This is a genomic window from Phycisphaerae bacterium, assembly GCA_018003015.1.
GTDB lineage: Bacteria > Planctomycetota > Phycisphaerae > UBA1845 > PWPN01 > JAGNEZ01.
Window position 1 is genome coordinate 1 of record JAGNEZ010000081.1, and the last position, 23,014, is coordinate 23,014.

At 62.6% G+C, this 23,014-nt stretch carries 18 protein-coding genes and 2 tRNA genes; 7 read left to right on the plus strand and 13 right to left on the minus strand.

Annotated features, from left to right (window positions below; translation table 11 throughout):
• Window positions 1-198 precede the first annotated feature (198 nt).
• The 6 genes from KA354_22225 to KA354_22250 all read right to left on the minus strand — a co-directional run bounded on the left by KA354_22225 (window position 199) and on the right by KA354_22250 (window position 6,711).
• Window positions 199-402: a hypothetical protein gene (locus KA354_22225; GenBank protein ID MBP7937371.1), complete on the minus strand. Its 204-nt coding sequence runs from the start codon at window positions 400-402 to the stop codon at window positions 199-201.
• A gap of 97 nt (window positions 403-499) precedes the next feature.
• Entirely contained in the window at window positions 500-1,129 is a 630-nt protein-coding gene (locus tag KA354_22230; GenBank protein MBP7937372.1) for a nitroreductase family protein, read from the minus strand.
• 17 nt (window positions 1,130-1,146) lie between these two features.
• Window positions 1,147-2,616: a deoxyribodipyrimidine photo-lyase gene (phrB, locus tag KA354_22235; GenBank protein MBP7937373.1), complete on the minus strand. Its 1,470-nt coding sequence runs from the start codon at window positions 2,614-2,616 to the stop codon at window positions 1,147-1,149.
• A gap of 31 nt (window positions 2,617-2,647) precedes the next feature.
• Window positions 2,648-4,204, minus strand: coding sequence for a cryptochrome/photolyase family protein (locus KA354_22240; GenBank protein MBP7937374.1), 1,557 nt, complete (start codon window positions 4,202-4,204; stop codon window positions 2,648-2,650).
• Window positions 4,205-4,289: 85 nt separating this feature from the next.
• On the minus strand, window positions 4,290-5,840 hold the full coding sequence (locus KA354_22245) for an SDR family oxidoreductase (GenBank protein ID MBP7937375.1): 1,551 nt from the start codon (window positions 5,838-5,840) through the stop codon (window positions 4,290-4,292).
• 4 nt (window positions 5,841-5,844) lie between these two features.
• Window positions 5,845-6,711, minus strand: a complete 867-nt coding sequence (locus KA354_22250; protein MBP7937376.1) for a B12-binding domain-containing protein — start codon at window positions 6,709-6,711, stop codon at window positions 5,845-5,847.
• Window positions 6,712-6,949: 238 nt separating this feature from the next.
• On the opposite strand from KA354_22250, the gene KA354_22255 reads away from it, so the two are divergent.
• The 5 genes from KA354_22255 to KA354_22275 all read left to right on the plus strand — a co-directional run bounded on the left by KA354_22255 (window position 6,950) and on the right by KA354_22275 (window position 11,117).
• On the plus strand, window positions 6,950-7,594 hold the full coding sequence (locus tag KA354_22255) for a GTP cyclohydrolase I (protein MBP7937377.1): 645 nt from the start codon (window positions 6,950-6,952) through the stop codon (window positions 7,592-7,594).
• Window positions 7,595-7,625: 31 nt separating this feature from the next.
• The gene (locus KA354_22260) at window positions 7,626-8,345 is read left to right on the plus strand and encodes a hypothetical protein (GenBank protein MBP7937378.1); all 720 of its coding nucleotides are present in this window, start codon (window positions 7,626-7,628) and stop codon (window positions 8,343-8,345) included.
• A 53-nt stretch (window positions 8,346-8,398) separates the two neighbouring features.
• Window positions 8,399-8,932 (plus strand): lipocalin family protein, encoded by a 534-nt coding sequence (locus KA354_22265; GenBank protein ID MBP7937379.1) that lies wholly within the window; start codon window positions 8,399-8,401, stop codon window positions 8,930-8,932.
• A gap of 346 nt (window positions 8,933-9,278) precedes the next feature.
• Window positions 9,279-9,971, plus strand: a complete 693-nt coding sequence (locus KA354_22270) for a hypothetical protein (GenBank protein ID MBP7937380.1) — start codon at window positions 9,279-9,281, stop codon at window positions 9,969-9,971.
• Between the two features lie 546 nt (window positions 9,972-10,517).
• Window positions 10,518-11,117, plus strand: coding sequence for a heme-binding protein (locus tag KA354_22275; GenBank protein ID MBP7937381.1), 600 nt, complete (start codon window positions 10,518-10,520; stop codon window positions 11,115-11,117).
• Window positions 11,118-11,264: 147 nt separating this feature from the next.
• On the opposite strand, the gene KA354_22280 is transcribed toward KA354_22275, so the two are convergent.
• The 5 genes from KA354_22280 to KA354_22300 all read right to left on the minus strand — a co-directional run bounded on the left by KA354_22280 (window position 11,265) and on the right by KA354_22300 (window position 14,566).
• Window positions 11,265-12,395, minus strand: a complete 1,131-nt coding sequence (locus KA354_22280) for a tyrosine-type recombinase/integrase (protein MBP7937382.1) — start codon at window positions 12,393-12,395, stop codon at window positions 11,265-11,267.
• Window positions 12,396-12,543: 148 nt separating this feature from the next.
• Window positions 12,544-12,630, minus strand: a tRNA-Ser gene (locus KA354_22285).
• A 128-nt stretch (window positions 12,631-12,758) separates the two neighbouring features.
• Window positions 12,759-12,832 (minus strand) — tRNA-Val (locus KA354_22290).
• 418 nt (window positions 12,833-13,250) lie between these two features.
• Window positions 13,251-13,907, minus strand: a complete 657-nt coding sequence (locus KA354_22295) for a corrinoid protein (GenBank protein MBP7937383.1) — start codon at window positions 13,905-13,907, stop codon at window positions 13,251-13,253.
• 293 nt (window positions 13,908-14,200) lie between these two features.
• A complete protein-coding gene (locus KA354_22300) occupies window positions 14,201-14,566 on the minus strand; it encodes a hypothetical protein (protein MBP7937384.1) in 366 nt (121 codons plus the stop codon).
• Between the two features lie 795 nt (window positions 14,567-15,361).
• Here KA354_22300 and KA354_22305 point away from each other — a divergent pair.
• Both KA354_22305 and KA354_22310 read left to right on the plus strand, forming a co-directional pair.
• Window positions 15,362-15,778 carry a hypothetical protein gene (locus tag KA354_22305; protein ID MBP7937385.1) on the plus strand — a complete coding sequence of 139 codons (417 nt, stop codon included), beginning with the start codon at window positions 15,362-15,364 and terminating at the stop codon, window positions 15,776-15,778.
• A gap of 452 nt (window positions 15,779-16,230) precedes the next feature.
• Entirely contained in the window at window positions 16,231-18,366 is a 2,136-nt protein-coding gene (locus KA354_22310) for a hypothetical protein (protein ID MBP7937386.1), read from the plus strand.
• Between the two features lie 270 nt (window positions 18,367-18,636).
• On the opposite strand, the gene KA354_22315 is transcribed toward KA354_22310, so the two are convergent.
• Together KA354_22315 and KA354_22320 are read right to left on the minus strand one after the other, a co-directional pair.
• Window positions 18,637-21,021 carry a hypothetical protein gene (locus KA354_22315; GenBank protein MBP7937387.1) on the minus strand — a complete coding sequence of 795 codons (2,385 nt, stop codon included), beginning with the start codon at window positions 21,019-21,021 and terminating at the stop codon, window positions 18,637-18,639.
• Between the two features lie 127 nt (window positions 21,022-21,148).
• On the minus strand, window positions 21,149-23,014 hold a 1,866-nt coding region (locus tag KA354_22320), incomplete at its 5' end, for a right-handed parallel beta-helix repeat-containing protein (GenBank protein MBP7937388.1).

The window sequence follows — 23,014 nt, forward strand, 5'->3', positions numbered from 1 at the left end:
AACTTGGCGCCGCACGCTGCCAAGGTCGCCGCTGGTCTGCGGAGGAACGGAACATGCGTCAGGTTTGGGCCATTCCAGCGGTCGTGTGGATGGTGCTGGCCGGGGCCGCAGGGCTTCAGGCGGCGGTAATCGCCACACCTCCACCTACGATAGTCACGTCGTGCATCGGACTCCTCGAGCGTCGCAATCACGCGGCACTCACTTCGCACCGCGAGCCACCATGAGGTCCAGATCCTCCTTGAGGCTCTGGAGATCTTCCTCGTGCTCGACCTCCTGCTCGAGGATCTTCAGGGCCATGTTGTAGGTAACCATGTCCCTGTCCTTCGTGACTTCCACGAGGTGTTTGTATGCCGTGATGGCGCATTGCTCGCCGGCAATGTCCTGGTCCAGAAGAACAGCCACGTACGGGTCCTCGGGGGCGTCGTAGGCGCAAGGGCTCTGTTCGTATCATCCCTTCGGTTTCGTCACGGGCGTGTCGCCGAGCTTCCATACAGCCACGTCACCTCCTGTGGGAATCTCGATGACTCCCGGCGATGCGGTCGCACGCTTGGCCCCAGTCTTTTGCGAAGACCAGTTCTCGGAGGGGTTTACGCTGACGCGGGGTGGAATCGCGTTGCCTGTATTCGGCGGGCAGCCCCGATGGTGTACCCGGATACCCGATCGCTAGAGCCGTCGCGACCTCGAAGTCGTCCGGTATCCTGTAGGCCGCGCGGGCCTTTTCCGGATGTATACCACCCATCTGGTGGACCATTAATCCGCGGGCGCCGGCCTCGAAGGTTAAGCTCGCTGACGCCGCCCCCAGGTCGTGCAGGGCGACCCGGTTCGGGGCCCCGTTGCGCGAGAAGGTTCGCTTGGCGATCCCCAGTGTGAGCACCGGCGCGAAGCGAGCCCAAGCCTGGTTGGCCTCAACCAGGCAGGACAGCAGCTGGTCGAACGCCTCGGGATCGTCACGGGTCGCCACGATGTAGCGCCAAGGTTGCTCGTTGTACGATGATGCGGCCCAGCGGGCGGCTTCAAATAGCGACTTCAAATCCTCCGGCGGCACGGGGGTTTCTGCGAAACCGCAGGGGCTCCACCGCTGTGCCAGTATCTTGTGGATCGGATGGTCAGTTGTTGCGAGCCTGTTCACAGCGTCATCTTCCTGCATCATATGGCATCTCCGCCCGACAGTAAGTTGTTCGCTCTTTCCGGTCGCTTCTGCCGTCTCAGGTTCTTGAATGCACTGAGGACTCTGGCCCGGGAGGCGGCACGGTCGAGACTCAGGCCTGAGTACCTGGAACCAAGCGACTTGATACCGTCGGCGTCATGCAAGGCGCGCGGCGGGGCATCGGCCAGTTCCGGCACAAACCGCCGGATGTACTCGCCGTCGGGATCGTATCGTTTGCTTTGGTTGAACGGATTGAAGATGCGGAAATACGGAGCTGCGTCGGTGCCCGTCGAGGCGGACCACTGCCAGCCGCCGTTGTTGCTGGCAAAGTCTCCGTCCACCAGATGCTGCATGAAGTGCCGCTCACCCCATCGCCAGTCGATGAGCAGGTCCTTGGTCAGAAACATAGCCACGATCATCCGCACCCGGTTGTGCATCCAGCCGGTCTCGGCAAGCTGCCGCATGCCGGCATCGACGATCGGCACGCCTGTTCGACCTTCGCACCAGGCCTGGAACTGGGCTTCATCCTCCCGCCACATGAGCCGATCCGTCTCCAGCCGGAACGGCCTGTTCATGCAGACCTGCGGGAAACCGATCAGGATGTGGCGATAGAACTCGCGCCAGATCAACTCGCTGACCCAGGTTATCGCCCCTTTGCCGCCGGCATCCAACCGTCCGTCATTGGCTCCCAAAGCGGCGACGAGGCACTGCCGGGCAGACAATGCGCCGCACGTCAGGTACGGTGAAAGCTCGCTAGTACCCGATTCGGCGGGCAAATCCCGCTTCACGTGATAATCGCCGATCCGCCTCGATATGAACAACCTCAACCTCTTCTGGGCCTCCTTCTCGCCTCCGGGCCAGAGGTTGGCGTGGGCCGACCTCGCGAAGCCGCCGACCGAACCGGGCACGGGATCGGGCCGCATGGCCGTGGGCCTCTGCTTGCGGGGCTTCGGGCAGATCGGAAGCGGCCCATCCTCCTTCACGGTCTCCAGCCATTTGCGTCTGAAGGGCGTGAATACCGTGTACCAGTTGCCTGAGGTCGTTCGCAGCGCCGACACATCCAGGATCGTCTGATCCGTGAAGGCATGAACGGTCAAACCGGTTTTCTCGAAGAGCCTCCTGGCCTCCGCATCGCGCCGACGTTCGTTGACCTCGTACTCCCGGTTGAAGAACAGTCCGCTGCATTTGTGCCTTCTTGCGATGTCCAGGAGCTTCCCCGGAACCGCCGCGAAACGTGGTGACTCGACCAGCATGAGCGGGATATTGAGTTCGCTCAGCGATCGGGAGAGAGCCCGGAGATTACACAGGACGAGATCAACCTTCATCGGACCCCAACCGTGGTCGGACCACTGCCCGGGGCACAGGGCGAAGACTGCGATGACGCCCTCGTCGGCGGACCTGCATGCATGATAAAGCGCCGTGTTATCGCTGATTCGCAAGTCGGACCGGAACCACATCAATGCTGGCATACAATCACCTACTGGTGGGCGAGTCGGCACCTCAAATTCCGAACTCGCGACGACGTTGATTGGCCCAAGCGGAAATGGCCGCACGTTCCTCGTCCGTCAGGCGATCGACGTTTCGCAGCATCATACTCATTCGGCGGTTGCCGCGGAATCGCCGACGGTTTCGGTTCAGGAAGTCCCAGTAGAAGGTGCTGAAGGGGCATGCCGAAGCCCCGACGCGCTTCGCCGGATCGAAGGGGCAGTTGCGGCAGTAGTTGCTCATCCGCTCAATGTACTTGCCGCTCGCGGCGTAGGGTTTCGTGCCGACCACGCCGCCGTCGGCGTGCATGACCATGCCGAGCGTATTGGGCAGGGTCACCCAATCCACGGCGTCAACGTACATCGCGAGGTACCAGTCGCTGATCAGACGGGGATCCACGCCGGCAATGAGGGCGAAGTTGCCGGTCACCATCAACCGCTGGATGTGATGGCCGTAGCCGCAGGCCAGGACTTGGCCGATGGCCTGACTCATGCAGACCATTTCCGTCCGCCCCGTCCAGTAGAACTCCGGCAGCGTTCCGTGCTGGTCCAACTCGTTTCGCGAGTCATAACTTGCTCCCTCATGCCAGTAGATTCCGCGGATGAACTCGCGCCAGCCGATGATCTGTCGAATGAATCCTTCGACGGAGTTCAACGGAGCCTGGCCGCTTTCGCAAGCTGCCAACGCCTTGGCGACGCACTCACGGGGATCAAGCAACTTCAGGTTGAGCGAGGCGGAGAGCAGAGAGTGATACAGGAACGGTTCATTTGCCCACATCGCATCCTGGTAGGTGCCGAACTCGGCCAGCCGATTCTCCGCGAAGTCATCGAGGGCCCGGAGGGCCTGCGTGCGCGTGACCGGCCATCGAAAGCTCTGGAGCGAGCCCGGGTTATTGGGGAATCGCTCTTGGACGAGCTGAGTAACAGCCTTGGTGATGGCATCCGGCCGAGGCGAGCAAGGTTTGGGCACCTTCGGCACCCTTCTGAAAACCCCGCGGTTGTCTTCGTCGAAGTTCCAGACTCCGCCGATCGGTCGGCTGCTCTCGTCCATCAGAACGCCGAGCCGACGACGCTGCTCGCGGTAGAAATGCTCCATCACGGGTTGTCTGCGGTCGGCCATCCAGGCATCGAAATCCTCCAGGTCGACCAGGAAGTGCCGGTCAGGCCGCGTCTCGAGGGGGACTCTTGCTGCCCTTGTTGCGTCCTCGATCAGGTTCTTCACCCGCCACTCGCCCGGATGCGTGCAAAGCAGATGCTCCGGCTTCAGGTCGCGGACCGCCCTCTCGATCTCACCGCTGAAGGACTGCGTGTTCTCGGGGTCTTCGAGGCGAATGTACCGCACGCGGTGGCCGCGTCGGGCGAGATCCATCGCGAAATGGCGCATCGCCGAGAGGAACAGGACGGTCCGCTGCTTGTGACTCGGAACGTGTGTGGATTCCTCGCTGACCTCCATCATCAGAATTGCGTCTCGCGACTTATGGAGATGCGTCATTGCCTCCGCATGCGGGTTCAACTGGTCGCCCAGAACGATCGCCAGTCGGCGGACGGGCCCGCGCACGGCGAGTGTCGGCATGCAGTCATGCAGGTGACGGGTCGGTTTGAGTCTCATGGTTGCATCACCTGCAGGAACCGATCGGCATCGGGTCCGCACCTTGACGTCATGGTAGCGGGGGTGAATCGTTTGGTTCCGCACCGCGTCCGACAGGCTCCACTTGACCTGTCGGCGTCGTCCGCCCGATGGCTTCCGCCGCGCGGCGAATGCCCTTCAGCATGCCACTGAACACGACCCCGTGGAGCGGCAATACGGAGTACCAGTACGCCAGTCCCATCAGTCCTCGCGGCTTGAAACGGGCCGTCTGGACGACCATGCAGCGGCCATGGTCTTCCGGGTGCGGCTGGACCTCGAACTCCAGCGATGCCTCGCCGGGCAGCTTCATTTCGGCACGAAGTTCCAGACGCCGGTTGGGTTCGATTCCAGTCACGCGCCAGAAGTCGAGAGCTTCTCCATATCCGACCTTCTCGGGATCACGTCGGCCGCGTCTCAGGCCGGGGCCGCCGAACAGGCGGTCTAACGCACCGCGCAAGTGCCAGAGCGAATCCGCAGCGTAGTAGCCTTGTCCGCCGCCGATGCGACAAATCGCCCGAAAGACGGTATCCGCGCCGGCACTCGCCTGGATGGTCCGGCGGTCGACGAACACCTTGCCGCCCGACCAATCCGGGTCACCCGGCAAGGGGCCGGCGTCAGACCAGCTCGTCTCGACATCATGCGTCTCCAGCTTGCCCAGGGCTGCGTCGATCGACTCGCGGACGGTCAGCAGCCTTTGCGGCATGAGCCGTTGCGCCTCGCCGTCACGGCAGACGACACGGTTGCGAAGGCCCTCCGCCAGGGGTCGCGCGATGCGGTGGCTGAGGGGTGTGACCAAGTGGATCCAGAGTGAGCTCAACCGTGGCGTGAGCACGGGAACGGGAATGACCCATCGCTTCCGCAGCCCGAGGGCATGAGCCATGGTCTGCATGATCTCGCGGTAGGTCATGATGTCTGGACCGCCGATGTCGATTGTCTTCCCGACAGTCGCGGGCTCGTTGAGGCAAGCGACCAGGTAGTGGAGCACGTTCCGGACCGCGATGGGTTGGGCTTCCGTCGATACCCATCGGGGGGTGATCATGATCGGAAGCCGCTCGACCAGATACCGCAGGATTTCGAACGAGGCTGAGCCGGAGCCGATGATCATGGCAGCCCGAAATACCGTGACCGGCACACAACCCGAGGCCAGGGCTGTCTCAACCTCCCGTCGTGAAGCGAGATGTTCACTCAGCTTGTCGCCGATCTCTCCCAGGCCTCCGAGATAGATGATCCGTTCAAGGCCGGCCGCCTCGGCCGCCTTCGCAAAGCCCCGGGCCAGAAGACGGTCGTGTTCACGGTAATCTGCACCGGCCACCATCATCGAGTGCACCAGGTAGTATGCTGTGCAGCAGCCTTCGATTGCCGCGCGGAGCGCATCGGGATCATCGATGTCACAGCGTATGATCTCGACGTTCGGCCTTTCGGCCCACGGCCGGCCGCTGAGTTTGCGGGGCTCACGCGCGAGACACCGGATCCGATAGCCTGCCTCCAGGAGACGGGGTGCCAGGCGCCCCCCGATGTAACCGGTGGCCCCGGTGACAAGCACGGGCTTCGATGGAGTGGTCTCCGGTATCGGATTGCTCATTGCATCAGCCCGGGTGGTTCAGTGTCCGCGTGAAGGAAATCAGGTGCCGCAGCGTGTCGCCGTGGGCCGCGTACTGGATTGCCCGCCGGATCTCCGCCGTCAGCGCCCTCCCCCCTACTACGACGGGGACGCCGCACTCGACGGCGGTTTCGTACAGCTTCGAGCAGCCGGCCAGGAAATCGGGTACCGAGGGAATCGTCGAGACGCTCAGCCAGGAGAGGCGCGGCCGGACGGCGCGGATCGCCGCGCAGAGCGTTGAGAACGGATGCCCGATTCCGTAGGAGTCGGCCCGCCAGCCTGCCTCTCGCAAGGCAATCTCCACCATCAGCGTGGGGATGGTGTAAGGGTCGCCTTCGAGTGTGCCTCCGATGGCCTGCGGCGCCGAGTCCGAAAGCGACGGCAACAGCCGTCGCAGCTGATGGAGGACACGCATGCAAACCTCACAGCCCCGCCGCTCCTCGTACACCTCGATTTCTCCGTGCTGCCAGCGCGCCCCGATGTCGTGGAAAGCAGGAGCAATCACCTGATCGCAGATGTCGCACGCGGCATGCCCGGCGAGGTACAGGTCAAAGACCAGCTGCGTAACCTGCGGTTCGTCCCCGGTCTCAAGGGCCGACCGCATCTGCGACCTAGCCCGCTCGATGGTCTCCTTGCCTCGGCCCGCGGTCGCGGGGAGTCCGAGCACCTCGGGCCGGACAATGGGGTAGCCCGTCTGCCGGAGGAACTGCATGACACCATTGAGGGGAAGGCGACGGTGCCCGCCTGCGGTTCGCATGGAGGGAACGGTGCCCTTGTCGCACCAGCGTTTGAGCGACGCCTCGCTTACCCCGATGGACCGGGCAACCTGTTTGGGTGTCAGCAAGTCTCGCATACCAGCCCTCGTATGAACGATTTGACTGATTATAGACCACGGAGCCGAAGCCCACAAGCCCTGCTGGAGAATCCCTTGTAGGCGATGCCCAACCACATTAGATCATACGTGATTACCAAGTAACGACTTATGATTACCCTTGTCAGAACTTGAACGTTTTGCACGGTTTTCCTCCTTGCCTTTGGTTTGGACGGTCCTATAGTGCCTTTGAACGATATGAACGAATCTGGAGCAGGGCATGATCGCTGAACACAGGGATATTGTCGTAGTGGACCCTGAGGGTGTCGCAACCGGTCGACAGACCAAACCGGGCACCTTCATCGATCTGGAGCGGGCCGAGATGGCCGTGAGGAACTTGCTCATGGCCCTCGTCGATGATCCGGACCGAGAGGGCTTGGCCGACACTCCCCAACGCGTCGCGAAGATGTACCGTGAGCTCTTCACCGGCATCTCTGCGGATCCGGCTGTGCACCTCAAGCGCGTCTTTCACGAGCAGTACGACGAGGTCGTCCTGTTGCGAGACATTGGTTTAATGGCGTACGTTTCAGTTGTCTCGTTGGCTCTGTTTGTTACCAACGCGCAGGGCGGCGACGGATGCGCGACAAAGGCGAAAGCCACGGCTTGCACCGGTTCGAAGGACATCGTCGATACCGCGGTCTTGGCCGGGTCCTTCAACACACTTGCCACGGCCCTCAAGGCAGCGGGCCTGGTCGCCTCGTTGAAGGGCAAAGGCCCTTTCACCGTATTTACGCCGATGGACGAGGCATTTGCGAAATTGCCCAAGGGCACCGTGGAGGGACTCCTGAAGGACCTCCCGAAGCTCCGGTCCGTTTTGAAGTACCCTGTGGTTCCGGGAAAACGGATGGCTGCCGACGCGGCTTGACAGTAGAATCAGGGCCACGGAGACCTGACGCATGAAACGCAGAACGGTCTGTCTGAACTCGACGGTTTTTCTCGCGGTGTTTGGCGGCGCCCAGGTGGCCTCGGCCCATTTGCCGATCTTCGACGACGGCACGGCCGTGGACGCTGAGCACGCCCTGGTCGTCTCGGACATCGGCCTCTCGCAGGTCGTTTACCACGAGGTGACAGAGCCGGTGCAGCCGCTGTGGATCGCGTTTGATGCGGTGGCGGGACAGGAGCTCTACTTCAACCCGGGCGTGCCGGCCATCGATCGCTTGAAGGACTATCGGCCCGCGTTCGCGCTCGTCGGGCCTGGGTTGCCCGCGGCGACCTTGCCGTTCACCATCCCTGGCGGTGATGGAGCCAAGATCTACCCGACGACCGACATCACTGATCCCGAGTTCTTCCATGAGCCGTTCAGCGGAACCGACTCCTGGATCCTCTTTAAAGAGATGGTGACGCTGCCGCAGTCCGGGCGATACTACCTGGTCGGCTACGTGCCCACTGGCCAGCCGGGTAGGTTCTGGGTCGCGATCGGCAAGCGGGAGGAGTTCGGGCCCGATGCCACTGCCACGCTCCCGCAGGACATCGCCCAGGTCCGTTCGTTTCACGAGTCGAGCGCCACCACCGCTCCCTGCTTCCTGATTCCGGTGGCGTTCGTGGGAACATTTTACGGTGTCCGTTTCATTTCGCGACGAAGGACGGCATCGAGCTCTTCAGAGCGTCCAGCATAAGCAGCGATGGCGGGTTCCCTCGCTTCTAAAAACGAGATGCAGGAGACAGCATTATGTTCTTAAAGATTCTACTGATTCCCATGCCGGTAGTTACACTGGTCATTGGATGCGGGGCGTTTTATCCCCCGCTGGATGTGGTCGAGTCTGTGGATCTGACCCAGTACGCGGGCAAGTGGTATGAGATTGCCCGTTATCCCACGTTTTTCCAGGCCGCCTGTGCGAGTTCCACAGCGGAGTACACCGCGCGCGACGACGGCAAGATCGGTGTATTCAACACCTGTCTCGCCGCAGACGGCACCACGGTTTCGACCATCGAAGGCGTTGCCGAAGTTGTCGATGCGTCCACCAACGCCAAGCTTGTGGTGAGCTTCCCGAACGTGCCGATCCCCGGACCATATTGGATCATTGAGCTCGACCCGGCGTACCAGTATGCGGTTGTCGGCGATCCGTACCGTTCCACGCTGTTTATCCTCAGCCGCACACCCACCTTGGACCAGACGACGCTCGATGGCATTCTGAACCGTTTGCCCAGCCAAGGTTACGACCCCGGGCGACTGATTTACGATGCGCCGGTTACTGCGCAATAGGGCTCCGCTCATGACCTACCAGATCACTGACGAGTTGTGCGCCGCACCGATTCCTGCGCCGGGCGCCTCGCATCGTGGATCACGAGCCCCAGCAGAGCAGCTCTTGAGGTTGCCTCTGCGATTGATCATTCGCTGCAGTCGGTTGTTCCGAGAAAGGAGGTTTCAAATGATGACGTCGGTTCGTCAGGTCTTGAGACGTACAGCAGCGGTTGCCAGCTGCCTATTCTTTGTTGGATGTACGAATCCGACTGGATGCTCGAATCCGCTCCCCTGGCCGGAGAGTCCGCTGTATGAAACGCCGACCAACGATCCGGATTGGGTCGCACCCGCCAGCAAGGAAGAGGCCATGGCGGCCATGGCGGGACATTATGCCCACTACGACATTGTTGCCTACGAGGGCGAGACGGTTAATGGCCTGCTATCCTCTTTCATCGTCTCGTACGGCTTCACGGACCTGGTCATCGAAGACGGAGAACTGGTCGCGTACGACCGCTTCTGCCATGCCGAGTATATCGCCAACCAGCCCTTCGACACGATCTTCTCGGATGCAGCCACACAGGCAATTCAGCCTCCTGGTGCAATCGTCGACGTGTATGAGGAGAATGGCGTATGGAGACTCTACCGTCCCCCGACGCCGACGCTCAACGGCATTGACGGTGACCCGAGCGTGCCGCTTTCGATGGACCGCAATGATCCCCTGTTGAGCGACGACGACAACGACGGAAAGCCGGGGGTGACTGTGTTCGTGAGGTTGTTCGGCTTCATCGAGGGAGAGATCTATATCGCCCGGCGCGAGATATTCCAGAACGATTTGACGCTCTTCTCCGATGGTAGCCTGCGAGGCAACGTCATCGACGACTCGGAACAGCTCGTGATTGGAGCATCGCTCGCGATTCTGGACACGCCCAACAACCCGCCCCAGAGGCGCGATCCCGGCCTGAATCCGATCGTTCTGATTCCGATTCCCGCCGACCTCGACACCTGTGAAGAACTCATGGCGAATCGTGATTCACTGTTTCCTCCTGAGCCTGAATTCTAACGGATATGTGAATCGAGCATAAGTGAACAGCATACATCATGCTATTGTGGCTCAACTCCTGTCGGCGAGTATGCGGGGGTGAATGTCATAACCCGCGTACCCGGAGCGTCCAATGCCGCGATGCCGCTCGAAGTTGATGCTGCTTTTCGACAGGCCGCCAGAGAATTCAATTTCGCCTATGAGGACATGTGTATCACGGATCAGTCCCAATGCCCTCCCGTAACGGCGGAAGAGGAGGTGCAGGACTGGGTCGATGGGTTGTGAGCGGTGGTCAAGTGGCAGGCCGCTCAAGAGCTGGCGAGACAATTGGTGTCCATTGAACGAACCGCATGGCCAGCCAAATTCGTGATGTCGGGGATTCAGGCAGATGTTGTGGCAGAGGCCGGCGCGCTGAGAATCGGAGGTGAGCAGGTGTTGGCAACATCGTACTGTTCGTCACCGCTGAAGTTGGGCCTGTTGAGTATCCCGCTGTTGCTTGTGGCTTCCTGTGCCCAGAGCCGGCCGGCTGTGCCGTCCAATGCTTCGGTACCTCAGCAGGAGCCGACCATGGCCAAGCCTTTCTGGATTCGCGAGGCAAAACTCCCCGAGGGTTTTCCGCTACCCGGGCCGGTGGGCACAGTGGTCATCAAGGAGTACCCGTCTTACCGGATGGCTAGGTTCGCCGCTTGGGAAGGGCAGCCGGCCCATCAGGACACGATGTTCTGGCCGCTGTTCAAGCACATTCAGCGAAACAACATTGCGATGACCGCACCGGTCGAGATCGGCTACCCCGCTGCACTCGCGACCCGGCCCGACGCTGCTGATCGGGCGGAGCCGGTGTCCATGGCCTTCTTGTATCGGCAGCCTACGCTGGGCACGACCGGCGCCGACCAAGCCGATACCCGCGTCGTCGTCGTGGACGTGCCGGCGATGACCGTCCTGTCGGTCGGGATGCGTGGCGACTACACGAAAAGCCGTCTGGCCAATGCCCTCGGCCTCCTCGCCAAGTGGATGGCTGAGAACCCAGGCTGCGTAGAGGTCGTCGGAAAACCGCGATACCTCGGCTACAACAGTCCCACGGTGCCGAGCTTCCTCCGTTATGGCGAGGTCCAGTTGCCCGTTCGCCATCTGACCCAGTCCAGTCAGCCCACACCAACGCAGCCGTGACTACCACAGTCCTCCGGCCACAAATCGCTTACCGCCATGTGCCAAGCCCTCTCTCACGACGGACAGCCTTCCGAGCTGGATGTCATCAAAAACAGCGTCAAGGAACACACGACACACTACCCACATCGAGGCGTCTTCCCTCGCAGGTCAAGGCCATACGCCCGCACCATCCGCTGGCGGGAGCGTGGTTGACTCCGGGCAGGTCAGGTGGCCAAGGCCGATGCGCTTGGTGACCTTCATGAACTCCACACGAACCTTCGTTTCCTTGGTGGCCCCAGCGTCCTTCCAGACGGACCGGCCGATCTGTCTCGCTTCCAGCCGAGTCAACGGTCCGGCCTGCCGAGCCTGAGCAGCTTCGATTCGACGAGCCGCCTCTTGTTCGAGCTGAAGCATGGAACGGTCGGTCAAGGGCACCCGGTTCTTTCCGTTTATGACGCCTCGACGAAGAATGACCGGCCCCGTCTTGCGATCGCCGATGCACTTCCGCAGCACCTGAGCAACTTCGGGGAGCAACGGCACGTCCCGGAGATTCCGGGTCTTGATCTGCCAGTACAGCCGTGGCTTGTTGGTGATTCGGATCACGTTGTTGTCCAGGTCGACATCGTTGTCGATGAGCAGGTGGCACAGTTCCCCCACCCGCAGGCCGGTGAAGGCGAACAGGAAGAACACGCAGAACTGCCACTCGTCGCAGCCCTTGAAGAACTCTCGCTCCTGGTCAGGTATCATCGGGCGAATCGGCTTGGCGTCTTCGACCGGCATTCGTTCGATGGCCAGGCTGGTGAACGGGTTGGGGGCATACGCCGGCAGGTGACGTTGGTCGCGGGCGAAATTGAACAAGGCTCGTGCGGTCTCCAACGTGAAGATCACGCCCTTGTCTCGCATGGTTCGCTTGGTGGCACCCTTGCAGCCGTTGGGCGAGACCTTGGCCGTACGCAGGTGCCGGACGAACTGCTCGGCCATGCCGCTGTCGAAGCGGTCGGCCCGCAGTCCCGGGTGATTCGCCTCGATGAACCGTTTGAGGTGTTCGATCGCCGTTCGATACCGATTCACGGTGTTCACCGCCGACCGGCGAACGTGCTCATGGTGGTCGAGCCACTTTGCGATCATCGCCGTCACGGCGATCGGCTGGAACGCGAGCATGGTCGGAACGTCGTCGGCCAACTGGGCGTTGATCTTCGCCGCGACGGCCAGCGCCTCCTCGCGACTCGTGCCCACCGGCCGACGGACCGGCTTGTAGTCCCGGTGGTAGAGCCAGAACCGACCCCCACGCTGATACACGGTGACGCGGCCGACACGGCGGCGTCAGACCTTCTTGGAAGAGGCCATTCCAGAGAACCTCCCGTGCACAAATGTGCACAAACGGGAGACCCCTGAAATCGCTAATGCTTATTTGGCAATCACTTATGATTGCCGAAGGCATGAAAAACGGAGAGGGGGGGATTCGAACCCCCGGTGCACTTGCGCGCACACTGGTTTTCGAAACCAGCTCGATCAGCCACTCCGACACCTCTCCGAAACCGGATGCTCGCGTGGCGCAGGGACGTCGACGGCTGCACCTTTCATCGACCAACATGGCCCTCAAGTCACGGGGAAACGTGAGTCGGCCATAACCAACGGAGCGGTTGGCTGGGGCTCCGGAACTGGGCGATACTGGACTCGAACCAGTGACCTCTTGCATGTCGAGCAAGCACTCTAGCCAACTGAGCTAATCGCCCAAACCCATACGCAATAAGTGGTTACGTTCTTCTGCGGTTGTCAAGACCACGTCAAGAGACACCACCCCCGCCACCCGGATCCGGCTCCCTCCAATGCCGCCATGGGCACCGGGAACGGCATTCTAAGCTCCGAGGTCGGGACTCGTCAAGCCGACTATGCTCCCCCATGGGTGACGCCGCGGGGACCCGCCGGGGCCGTGCCGGCCTACAGGCGTCACGCCAAGGTGGCCGCGACGGACGGGGTGTAACGAGTCAGGCTCACTGCACCATGCCCAATCCCCCGGTCGGATCCACGAGTGCCCCGCTGCCGACGTGGCGTTCATCGGCCGCCGTTGCCAGCTGCCCGCCGAGTCGAAGCCGGGCCCCGCCCCCAGAGCCCAACGGAACCCGCGAGGACCTCTGAGCCTCCCTTAGCCCCCTACTCCGAAGACGAGGCCGAACGCTGTCCGAGGCACAGTCTCCTGGCCACGATCGCTCCGGTGGCAGCGTCTCGGCCGTAGCCGTCGGCTCCGATCTGATCGGCGAACTCCTGGGTCACCGCCGCACCACCCACGATGATGACGGGCACGGGATCGACTTCACTCTTCAGGTACCGGATCACGGAGTCCAGTTGCACAATCGTCGTGGTCAGGAGTGCACTCATGGCGACGAGCTGCACGGGGCGTTGCCGGCAGGCAGCGGCGAACTTCTCCGCAGACACATCCACGCCGAGATCGACCACTTCGAAGCCCGCGCCCTCCAGCATCATGGCGACGAGGTTTTTGCCGATATCGTGCAGATCCCCCTTGACCGTTCCGACGACCGCCGCGGCGGCCGGCTGGACGCCCTGCTGGACGAGATGCGGGCGAAGCTCCTCCATGCCGGCTTTCATGGCCTCGGCGGCGATCAGCACCTCGGGCACGAAGAACTCACACTCACGGAATCGGCGGCCGACCTCAGCCATGCCCAGCTGCAACCCCTCGACCAGGACCTCTCTGGCGGGGATACCTTGTTCGAGGGCCTGTCCGATCAATCTGGGAATGCCCTCATCGTCACCCCGGATGACACTGGCCGCAATACTGCCCAACACGCCCATGCTGTGTTCCTCCGACAGAGTCGATAGTCGGGATTATAGCCGAGGGCACCTGCTTTCCTGCAAAGGGCAGCCGCATGCAGGCCGGACAGCGAGCGAGAGTGTCTCACCCGCCACACCGTCCTGCGGAACGTCCGGTGGGTTCTCACGTGCCTTGGCGGGATCGACGTTCTGAGCCTGGGCGGGCACGCGCAGCCGCCGAACCGAGAGCCCGGCGTGGGACCCGCACCGACCGAAAAGAGAAGAGAGGAACATCACTCTGCGATCTCGCCTGAGGATCGGCGAGGGCCAGAAAATCACCCTGACACCATTTTTGGGGCCAGTCTTTCCTGGATCTTCCCGAAGATCTCGCTCACCTCGGGACTTTTTTGGAGAACCGCTCGGGCGAACTCCGTCTCCGCAAGGGAATCGATGCACCAGAGTACAGCCACCTTGGTGGCCGTATCCTGATCATGCCAGTGCTCCACCAAGTACTTCATGGTGATGAGGTGGACCAGCAAGGTTCGATCGACCGCTCGGGCGCGCTCCAGGGTCTGTCGGATGTAGAACCGCTGTCGGGCATCCAACTGATCCAGAGACTCCCTCAGAACGTTCAGGCTGGAGACGGACTGGGCGGAGAGGATGTCCTCCACATGGCGAACGATATGCTGCAGCTTCTGCAAGGAACACCCCCTTGGGTCGCGTCTCCGGTCGTTCACTGCTGCCAAGCCTGGGGCGCCGGGCCATGTACCGGTCACGCCGCCGTTCTGAAGGGCCGTCATGTCCAAGCCGAACAGTCCCGCCTCTGGCGTACCCGCCGATGGCACCGGCGAGGGGCCCCGGTCGTGGCCGGGTATTCGAATCATCGAATGAAAAGCGTAGGGTCGCCATGACCCATGAGGGCCATTGTCTTGGAAGCTGTCGGGCCAGACGCCATCACCACGACCGCAGCGGCCTCTTATGAGACGCCCTCCCGGCGCGACATCCGCGAGGGTCCGGCCTACCCGCAGGCCCTCGGAGCGGGACACGTCCGTTGCGGCGATGAGAACCTGGCGGGTCCACGGTACGCGGAGACAGCAGCGCAGCACAGGACGTCGGAACCGTCGGCCCGGGGCTCGAATTGGTGCCACACTTGAATGCCATTCCGCGTACAGGGAGGATCGATGACGTTTCGGGACCTCCGGCTGCGACCGCAAACCCATTGACAGACGGTTATTGTGTATTAGGATGGACTTACCGGGACAGAAGCAACTGATCCGGCCGGCGGTTGTCGGCCGCTCGGCGGTCGCGACGGGCAGACTGACCCGCGGGGCCTGCAGTGCCGAACCGACTACGTTGGCGGTGGGGGCTGTTCGTGAGGGAGCGGTTGTTTGCCGACCGCAGCTGACACGGATTTCATTCCGCGTGCGATCGCGGCTTGAGATTAAATCGGCAGCTCTGTGGCTACGATTGCGGCATACCAAGCGGAGGTAGAACCCATGTCGCCGGGACGAGACGCTCGCGGGGGGAAGCAACGGTACGTCGATGACAAGAATGTGCTGCTTGCCGAGCTCACGGAGAGGGGGAGCAACAGAAAAGAGATCCTCAAGGTCATTAACGTCAGCGCTCAGGGGGCGGCGCTGTGCGGCAAGAACAAGGATGACCACCCTGAGGTTCGAGCGGAGCTGGGTCTGATCAACAAGGGCCAGATCCGCATGTGGATGACCAATGGCAAATCGCGCGGCCCGATCGACATGGGGGAGTACAGGGTGGTGAGGCAGTGGAAAACCGGGCCCATTCCGGGGATCGGGATTTCTGCAGACCCGGTCAACAACAAGTGGGTGCGTTATTGCCGGTCGCAGGAGTTCGCTGAGGGGCTCCGGCGCCCGCCCGGCAACAACCAGCCCCGCCCCTGACGACACGCGATCGCGGATCGGGCTTGTGGCTGCAGGTCAGCGAGCGTTCGCTGCGCCCTCGCGAGCGGGGATTCGGAACGCGGCTGGCCGTCCGAGCGGGCCTGTCCGAAGCCATCCTTGATCCTTGCGGTTGATGGCCAACAACGACCATCAGCGATGTCCCGTGCCTTTGTCGACGCGAGCGGTTACGAGCAGGGGCCAGGTCTGGGGTTGAGATCCGGATGCAGCCGGGCATCCGGTCGACCCGAGCCGCGATCATCGCCCTGCCGGCGGCGGTCGCTGCTGTGGGCTGGCCGAAGGTCTCAGCACGGGTAGACTACTCCCCTTTGGTCAGGACGCCGGTGGTCGACCTCAAGGGTCGCGGGTTGCGATCGAGTTGTGGAGAGTGGTGAATCCCGCGGATGGCTCTGGGGGGCTGATCTCGAGGACCGAGGGAAGACGGGGAGACGCAGATGGGACCGCACAAACCGACGGGCTGGAACACCTGGGACTTTCGCGGCTTCAACCGGATGGTGTTTCTTCGGAACGGCAAGACCGAAGTGGTCGTGCAGTATGCGATCTGGGACGAGCATGTTCCGCCCCCCAGTCCCGACAGCCGCAAGCTCGGTCATCTGCATGACACCTTGCGGTGGAGTGATGTCCGAAAGCTGGGGCCACACGGACCGCTGGGTCTTCCGGCGCGACTCGAGTTCGCGATCGGAGAGAGCGTCTACCGGGCTGAGGCGACTGACACGGATGGCGAACTGCGGCTCACCGTTTCACCGCTGGGTGTGAGCGGACACCGGGTCGTTTTTCTGTTGCTGGCTCCGGTGGGCGAGACGGTCAGGGTCAAGTCGGCCACAAGCGGGAGTTTTGCCCACTGGCGGGTGAGTCTCGAGAACGCGACCTGGCCCACGGACTACTTCCTGAACATCGCCGAACCTTATGCGGCAGGCAAGCCGGGCCGCTTGGCCACGCTGATCCTGACACCGAGCAAGGTGACGCGGGCCTTGGCGGGGTCCTTTGAAGCTTATGAGCGGACCGCGCTGGCCGGGCGCGGTGAACTGGCCGACGCCCCGGAGGCCATGATGCACGCGGTCTCGTGGAACACGCTGTATGACACGCGGCGGGGTCTGCTGAGCTCACCGGTCAGCCGGGACTGGTGTTACGACTGGCGCGGCGTGCTCGTGTTCTGCTGGGACACGTTCCTTGTTGGCACCATGGTATCGAGCGAATCGCGGCAGTTAGCCCGATCGAATTTCGAGGCGGTGACCGCGGCGATCGAGGAGTTTGGCATGGTGCCCAACTACTTCATGGCTCACGGGGCGGTCTCGATGGATCGCTCGATGCCCCCCCTGGGCGCCTACATGATCTGGAAGACCGAGCAATTCAGCCCGGACCTCGAGTGGGTCAAGGGGATCTATCCTCGGCTGCGGAAATGGCACACCTACTGGATGACCCATCGCGACGGCAACGGCGACGGTCTGCTCGAATGGGGTACCGACGCGACGCCCCGGTACGAGTTTCCGCAGCTGCTCCCCTACAATCCATCGCTGCAGCACACTGCCAAGTGTGCGATGTACGAGAGCGGGCTGGACAACTCGCCGATGTACGATGACGTGCCGTTCAACGAGAAGGCGAACACCTTCGAGCTGGCCGACGTTGGACTGAACAGTTACTACGCGATGGACTGCGAGGCCCTGGCCCGGCTGGCCGAGCGGCTTGGCAGGCCCAAGGAAGCGGCCGCCTATCGGAAGGAATACGAGGCGGTCCGCGAGCGGATCAACGCGCAGTTGTGGGACGAAGAGCACGGCTTGTACGCCAACCGGCACTGGGACGGGCGGTTTTCGAGGCGGTGGTCGCCGACTTCCTTCTTCCCACTGATCGCCGGCGTGGCCGACCCGAGCCGTGGGGAGCGCATGGTCAAGGAGCACCTGCTCAACGAGAAGGAGTTCTGGGGCAGATATGTCGTGCCGGCCATCGCCCGAACCGACCCGGCCTACCCGGACAACGACTACTGGCGCGGGCGGATCTGGGGCCCGTTCAATTTTCTGCTGGCCGAGGGCCTGCGGCGGTATCGCATGGATGACGTGGCGGCGGAACTGGCTGGCCTCGGGTTGACGATGTTCATGGAGAACTGGCGTAAGGACGGTGGTGTCTATGAGAACTACAACGCCGACACCGGCGCGGGCGGCGACGTCTGGAACGCGGCCCGGCTCTACCACTGGGGTGGGCTGATGGCTTTCATCGCTATCCAGGAGCTGATCGACGCCGAGGCGACTGGGGCCCTGCGATTCGGCTCGCTGCGTTTTCCCGACGCAGGCATCCACAATATGCACATCGGTGAAGATATCTATGACGTTGATCTGAATGACGGCGTCCGAGTGAAGCGAAACGGCAATCCGTTCGTCGACTGCACCTGCCGCGCGATCGTGCGGATTCCGGTCAACGGAGAGGTTGACGCTCCGATCGATGTGACGGTCAGGCCGGGCGTTGCCGGTATTCTGACCCTTCACAAGCCGCCGGAGCCGGTGCGTCGGGTCAGGGTGACGGGGGGGCCCGTCGTGGGGCCGACGACCACAGGCGACTGCGTGAAGTATACCTGGTGACCGGCGAGCCGGATCGATCCCGGAGGAGGTGGTGCTCGGCGGTTTGGCCGGCCTCGCGGAGCCGGATTTGGTTGGGGTATGCGGGTGCTCCGCCCCAGGGACGTCCGAGTGACGCTGCGAGGACCCCGAAGCGATGAGAATGGCGGTCCGTTGTCGTTCGGACCAGAGGGGCGTGGCACGGTGAACGGGGGCGTGGGGCCCTCCGGGGAGCTGTCGGCATGAGGGTGCGGGAGCCGTTCTCGGGATTCTCCGCGACGGGGCTCGAACTGGTCAATCAGGGTCGCAATCAGGATTGCCTGGGATATCCGCTCCGCTGACGCATGCCAGGAAGCGGCTCAGATCCAGCTCGTCGACGTGGCCGTCGTCATCCGTGTCGGCATTGTCACACCCGGGGGCGACCGGCTCCAGACGGGTAGCGGTCAGGCAGCGCTGAAGGTGCCCGAAGTCGGCCAGATCCACATCGCGGTCGCCGTCGAAATCGGCGGAGATGGGGCGGGTCACGGTGCTGGACCAGATCTGACTTACATCGCCGTCGGCTCCGACGCCGCTGGCCGCGTGCCAGACGATAGCCTGGGTATCGTTCAACCGGGGAGCCCGGTCGTCGTAGTTGTTGTCTGTGATCTTCTGAACCTGGCCGTCCACCGAGGCGTAGATCTCCCAATCGTGGCCGTCGAAGCCTTGCCAGGCGATCCGGCCGGCGTTGTCCGCCTGGGGGTACTGGCTATGCTGGGCGGTGGAGCTCACCGTGGCCAGGCTGCCGCCGGTCGCGGAGGCGCTGCGGACGACCCACTTGCCGGCTTCGGCCCGGGCCATCCAGACGACCAGATTGCGGTCGTTGACCTGGGGGTGCCAATCCTCGTAGGAGTTGTCGGTGATACGCACGACCGTGCCGCCGGCGGCATCGCCCGAGTAGATCTCGCAATGGGTGTTGTTCCAGGAGCTCGGCCAGCCCTGCCAGACGACCCGGCCGGCGTCGTTGATTTGCGGATACTCGTTGTCGAATGTCGCGTTGGACAGGTTGACCAGATCGGTCCCGTCGGCATTAGCGCTGTAGATCTGCCAGAAAGTGCCGTCGTAGCCGAACCACACGATTCGGCTGGAGGCGTTGATCCGCGGCCAGACGTCCTCGCGGGGGTAGCCGGAGGACGCGCTGTTGCTGGTGACCTGGTGGATGTCGGTGCCGTCGGCGTTGGCGCTGTAGATTTCGTAATCCTGCCCGTCGAAGGCATCCCAGACAATTCGCCCGCTGTCGCTGATGGCGGGGTGCCAGTCGTTCACGGTGTTACTGGTGATCTGGTGCAGGTTGGTGCCGTCAGCATTGGCGGTGTAGATCTCGAAGTCCTGCCCGTCGAATGACTGCCAGACGATCTGCCCCCTGGCGTTGATTTCCGGCGACTCGTCGCTCATTGCGTTGTCCGTGATTTGAATGAGGCTGCTGCTGTTGGCGTTGGCGGAGTAGATCTCGAAGTCCTCTCCGTCGGAGCCGCTCCAGACGACGCGACCGGAGGCATTCACCTTCGGCGACCACTGGTCATGGGGGCTGGCAGTGACGGGTCCCGGGGTTGCGGGGAAAGCGACGGCCGGGGGGACGGAGCCGCCGGGGGCGAAGTCGCCGTTGCTCTCCGGGTGGTGGTTGAAATCCTGCATATACGCCCACCAGTTGTTCAGTCGGGTCATGCCGTACTCGGTGATCGAGCCATCGACATGCGGGATGTGGCTGAACCACCACCTGTGGTGAAGTCGCATATCGCCGTAGCCCCATTCGGTCTTGTTGACCGACCGCTTGGGGCCAATTTCATCGGGGTAGCCGACGGGGAAGCTGTTCAGCCACCAGTCGCACGTGCTGTCGACGTATCGGCTGTTGCCCCAGTCATAGTCGCTCGTGCTGTTGGGAGCGAAGTGCACATTGCCGCAAGCGGCCTCACCGGGGATCTGCTTGTCGTACAGGGTGAACCGATTCCATGCGTGAGTCTGCTGAGCTGACCAGCTGCCGTAGACGCGCCGCATGATTGATTCCGTCCGGTGGCCGTAATCCTCGAGCATCTCGCCGACGCCGCGCTCGTAATTGAAGCCCATCATGATGAAGATCCTGGAACAGGGAATACGGGTTTGCGGGCTGGAGTTGCACCAATAGCCGCCGCGGCCGGCCATGGTCGATTCCCAATAGCCGAAGTACGGGGCGCCGAACATGAGTACTTCGTCGATCTCGCCGGAATCGACCTTGCGGGCCAGGTCGTAGTCACGGGCGACGGCCCGGTAGTCAACGCCGTCGGGTGAATGGCAGTACGCGGTCCCGCCGCCCGGCCAGCACTGCTGGAAGGTCGTGTCGGTGTACTGGAAGCCGTCGGCTTTGACTGGATAGACGTCGGCGTTGATTGTCCGGGTAATCCGGAAGTTGACCAGGTCGTGGCTGGAAGCTCTGAGGTCGCTGACATACCCTGCGGCCAGCACGGCCGGGTCGGTCCAACCGTAGACCGCGTGCAGCCGCTGCATGCCCTGCCTCTCGAGGATCGGATCGAAGTTGATGACCACTGCTCGCGGGTATACCGGCGTTGCGGTCTGGGCGACCGCGCCAAAAGGCAGCAGGCACGGTATCACCGCCGCGATCACCGGCACTCGCCACGAACCGGTTCGGCTCACCAAAGACGTTGGCATCACGATCCTCCGCGACGAGGGAGCAGGAGCCACCCGATTCACCGATTGTATCACGCCGCCAGCCAAAGTGAACAGAGCTGTCCCAACGGCGATCACGGGAGGAGCGCGTTAGCAGGGAAGCCCCAGATTATCGCACGGGTTCGATGCGAAACTGCAGCTGCGACACGCCGTCGATCTCGAAATGGTCGATCCGTATCTTGTGCTTTCCGGCCACGAGGTCGATCGGGGCGGTATTCTCCTTTGGGGGATGCCACGTCCAGTCGTCGATGACTCGCTTGCCGTCGACGGTCACGCGGATGCCGTCGTCGGAGACGGTCCAGATCGTGTACTTGCCGGCGGGCAGGTCAAGCGTCGTTTCCGCCACGGTCCCGAAATGATCCGGGCCAACCTTTTCGCTGGGGGCCCCGCCGCCCCACTTGAAGTCGATCACGTTGAGTTTTCGGCGTTCGACGGGTTGGCCGGTGATCAGCTTATCCCAGCGATCCTGGTGCTGGCGGGGATCGAGAGCGGCCGGATCCCACTTGAAGAACTGGACGTCCCACTCGGCCAGGAGGAGCGAGCCCGCGGCGGTCATGGTCTTGCCGTCCGCCTTGATCGTGAGGTTGAACGGATGCAGGCCCGGTCCGGGGACCTGGACGGTGACCTTGCCGGGCAAGCTACCGTGCATCGGGAAGACTTGCACGTCACCGGTGACCCGAGTCACCTCGAAGCTGCCGGAGGGGCCCAACACCTGCAGTGAGGCCTTCTCGCCGCCCGAGATCCGAGTGGGGAAAACCAGCGGCCCGGTGTAGTCGTAGGGCCCCCACTCGGTCATGATGATCTTGTCGCGGCCGCGCAGGTGCTTGCGGGCCCCCACCGGTTGGGTGTCGCCGTACACCGGGTACTTCACATCGAACTCATACTCGTACTCGCCCTTCTCGACCGGCTCGGAACCGGCCTTGGCGTCGATCAGTTTACCGACGTTGGTGGTTTCGTTTTCGATGAAGAGGCAGTTCTTGCTCTCGCGGAGCTGCAGGACGATCTGGTCACCGTCGAAGGTGTTGCCCGCGACGACGTTGTCCTTGGACTCGAAGTTGTTGGCCTTGCCCCAGCCCATGGACGCGAACCGCTCGTTCGGCCCGCCCCAGAAGAACACGCCGCACCGGTTGTTTTTGAACGTGTTGCGGATGATGCGGTTGCGCTGGCCGTGCTCGATGTTGATTCCGCCGCGCTCCGAGCCGTAGGCCATCTGCCCGTTGCCCTCGAAGGTGTTGCCGGAAATGAGCGTATCCTGCGAATAGCCGCCCCACACGCCGCAGATGGCGTTTTCGACCATGCGGTTGTTCATGAACTTGTTGCCGAAGCTGAAGGTCATCTCGATGCCATGAGCCGGCGCGTAGGAGAAATCGTTGCCGATGAGCAGGTTATCGTTGTTACCCTTGCGCCGGTAGTCAAAATCAGGACTGGAGGGCGGAGCCTCGCCCAGGGCTTCCCGGCCGGCGAATCCGAAGAAGCCGTCGCCACCGTGGGTCACCGAGTTCTCGGCGATCGTGTTGTTGCAGTTCTGCTCGAACATGAGGATGCCGGCCGAGTCCTGCCCGCGGTTGTAGACCATGTGGCTGTAGCCGCGCACGCAGAAATCGAATGCATTGCGGCTGATGGTGTTGCGGTTTGACCGCCACATGGCCAGCCCCCATCCGGACAGAAAGGAGCAGTCGTTGTCGTAGATCCTGGAATCGTTGACTCGGTCGATGATGATGCCGTTCTGGCCGTGCCGGGCCCGCACCCGGCGAATGGTTGCCCGATCGGAGGATTCGACGGCCAGCCCTGAGCCGTACTGCGAGATCCACTTCTCCTGGTCATTGTTGTGCGGGAAGAGCCAGTCGCTGCCGTCCTCGGCCTGGGGCGTCGAGAGCAAGTGCTTCTGATAGTTGCCCGACACGTCGATGTCTTCGACGGTCAGGCCGGGGCAGTTCACCGTGTAGATGCCCACCTTGTAGCCTTGATCCCTGAG